At 60.3% G+C, this 2,693-nt stretch carries 2 protein-coding genes and 2 pseudogenes; all 4 read left to right on the top strand.

Annotated features, from left to right (window positions below; all coding sequences use genetic code 11):
• A pseudogene (locus NKI17_RS36695) lies at positions 1–837 on the top strand (hypothetical protein); the annotation flags it as partial.
• A gap of 364 nt (positions 838–1,201) precedes the next feature.
• Complete coding sequence (gene tnpA, locus NKI17_RS36685) at positions 1,202–1,597, top strand: IS66-like element accessory protein TnpA (protein ID WP_352907927.1); 396 nt, start codon at positions 1,202–1,204, stop codon at positions 1,595–1,597.
• Positions 1,594–2,040 carry an IS66 family insertion sequence element accessory protein TnpB gene (gene tnpB / locus NKI17_RS36680; RefSeq protein ID WP_352907926.1) on the top strand — a complete coding sequence of 149 codons (447 nt, stop codon included), beginning with the start codon at positions 1,594–1,596 and terminating at the stop codon, positions 2,038–2,040. Before tnpA ends, tnpB begins: the two co-directional genes overlap by 4 nt.
• Positions 1,986–2,693: pseudogene (locus NKI17_RS36675) on the top strand (transposase domain-containing protein); the annotation flags it as partial. The gene tnpB and the pseudogene NKI17_RS36675, both read left to right, overlap by 55 nt.

The following is a 2,693-nucleotide window of genomic DNA, read 5'->3' as shown; positions in this document are numbered from 1 at the left end:
GCGGGCCGTGGGCAGGGTACGCAGCGGGTATGGAGCCCATCAGAAGCAAAGTCCGATGACTTTCCCGAATTGACCGAAGAGGACCTGGCGAGAATCGATGCACTATCTGAAACTCGCTCCACTTCGAAGCGGGATGTTGTACCCGATATCCACCCAGTCAGGCTGGACGATGTTTTCTCGCAAGAGGATTTTGCCGGGGGCACGGACGGGTTGCGTGCCAATCCCGCGGGCCGTGGGCAGGGTACGCAGCGGGTATGGAGCCCATCAGAAGCAAAGTCCGATGACTTTCCCGAATTTACCGAAGAGGACCTGAGGAGAATCGATACACTGTCCGAAATGTACACCAAGAGACCTCGCTCCGAGCGGGTTAGTGCAGGAGATTTCCATGGGATCAGTTTGAATGGGACTTTCGAGGAAGTGGCCTCGCCTACTATCGCCCCGGGAACGCCCGTTGACCGCGCGGCACTTGTCAGGCTTGAGAGCGAAGCACCTAGGTCATCACAAGCGACCCGCAAGGACCTTCCTGACTTGAGCGTCGGAGATCCGTCGCATGTCAGCGAATTACCGCGTGTCAGTATTGGACGAGAGGCTTCTGATAAAGGGAAACAAAAGATCGCGTTAGAAGATCAGGTTCGGTCAGATCCTAACCAGCCGCGACAATCACTAACCGGTACGATCTTTGGCGCACCAACTCTCCGCGACCTAATGCCCAACAGAAATCGTGCGCACCGGATAGATCGCGCAGCAGAGCAATCTGAGGGCCGGAGCGGGCATGACCGCGACGCGCAGCTTAATACGAGGTTAGAACCGCGTGTGCGCGATGGCTATGGACGGTAGATCAACTATCCGCAAAACAAATTGGCGTTTCCGATTTGGGAAGGCAGCGTGGTCATGAATTCAGGCAAGAACACGCCCTTACGCGTAGTTATGAGCATATGACCTTGCCCCGTTGAAATAATCCATTTTGAAGTAAGCTCTGGCCCATTTAGTGTCCGTTCCAAAAAGAGTTGAGTAATTTCAGCAGGTTGTGATTCTGTCGGATTTGCGAGATTGGATGGAGATCACGATGGCCTGGACTGAAATCACCCGTGCGCATTATGAGCGGCGTTGCGCCCGCTACGCAGTATCCCCACGGTGACGGCCGCCTTGCTGAGGTAGGCTGAAGGCTGCAAGTCCTAGTGCAAGCACTAGGAGTAGCCCTATGACGAAGCATCAGATCGAGGTGATCACATCGGTCGAGCGGCGTCGGCGCTGGTCTCGCGAGGAGAAGGAGCGGCTGGTCGCGGCGACGTTTGAGCCTGGAGTCAGTGTTTCGGAGATTGCACGGTCGGCCGGCATCCATGTGAGCCAGCTTTTCCGGTGGCGCAAGGAACTCTGCCAGATCTCCGCGCCGTCCGTGCCGCAGCTCGTTCCCGTGGAAGTCGTCGAGGCGCTGTCAGCGCCACAACCGCCGGCGACGCCATCGCCGATCTCCCGGCCGCGCAAGAAGAGCAGCATGGTGACGATCGAGCTTGGCGGCGCCCGCCGCCTGCGGGTCGAGAGTGATATCGACAGCGAGGCGCTCGGCCGGATCCTCGATGTTCTGGAGCGGCGATGATCCCGGTTCCGCGGGGTGTGAAGGTGTGGCTCGCCACTGGCTATACGGATATGCGGAAAGGTTTTCCGGGTCTTTCGCTGATGGTGCAGGAGACCTTGAAGCGCGATCCGCACAGCGGTCATCTGTTCTGTTTCCGCGGGCGGCAGGGTGGCCTGATCAAGGTGATCTGGCACGACGGCCAGGGTGCTTGCCTGTTCACGAAGAAGCTTGAGCGCGGCCGCTTCATCTGGCCATCGGCGGCCGACGGCACGGTGGTGATCACGCCTGCACAGCTCGGCTATTGCTCGAAGGCATCGACTGGCGGATGCCGCAAAAAACCTGGCGTCCAAGCTCGGCGGGATGAGCAAAACCGCTGGCATGGCGGGAGCGAATATGATTCCATCGCGCCATGGCCGATGCGGCCGATCAGCTTCCTGACGATCTTGTCAGCGCGCACGTTATGATCCTGGCCGAGCGTGCGGCCCGCCGGGAGGCACAAGCACTCGCCGCTCGCGCGCAGGCCATGAACTCGCACTCGGATGCGCTGATCGCGCGGCTCAGGCTGGAGATCGAGAAGCTGAAGCGCGAGATCCATGGCAGTCGCTCGGAGCGGAAAGCCCGGCTTCTCGAACAGATGGAGCTGCAGCTCGAGGAACTGGAAGCCGACGCCGGCGAAGACGAGCTGGCGGCGGAACTGGCGGCACGGTCATCGACGGTCAGGGCCTTCGAGCGCAAGCGCCCGTCGCGCAAGCCCTTTCCCGACCATCTGCCGCGTGAGCGCGTGGTCATCGCCGCACCGTCAAACTGCCCGTGCTGTGGTTCGGCCAAGCTGGCAAAGCTTGGCGAGGATATCACCGAGACGCTGGAGGTGATCCCGCGCCAGTGGAAGGTGATCCAGACTGTGCGCGAGAAGTTCTCTTGCCGTGAATGCGAGAAGGTCGCGCAGCCGCCGGCTCCCTTCCATGTGACCCGCGCGGCTTCGCCGGGCCAAATCTCCTCGCCATGATCCTGTTTGAGAAGTTCGGTCAGCATCAACCGCTGAACCGGCAAAGTGAGCGCTATGCCCGCGAGGGCATCGACCTCAGCCTCTCGACACTGGCCGACCAGGTCGGAGCTT

The organism is Mesorhizobium sp. M0816, from assembly GCF_040320005.1.
GTDB lineage: Bacteria > Pseudomonadota > Alphaproteobacteria > Rhizobiales > Rhizobiaceae > Mesorhizobium.
This window is presented reverse-complemented; position numbering and strand designations above follow the sequence as displayed.

What these genes read in the sequence shown, in the direction of transcription:
- tnpA (WP_352907927.1), top strand. Translation starts at nt 1,202, where the DNA reads ATGACGAAGCATCAGATCGAGGTGATCACATCGGTCGAGCGGCGTCGG.
- tnpB (WP_352907926.1), top strand. Translation starts at nt 1,594, where the DNA reads ATGATCCCGGTTCCGCGGGGTGTGAAGGTGTGGCTCGCCACTGGCTAT.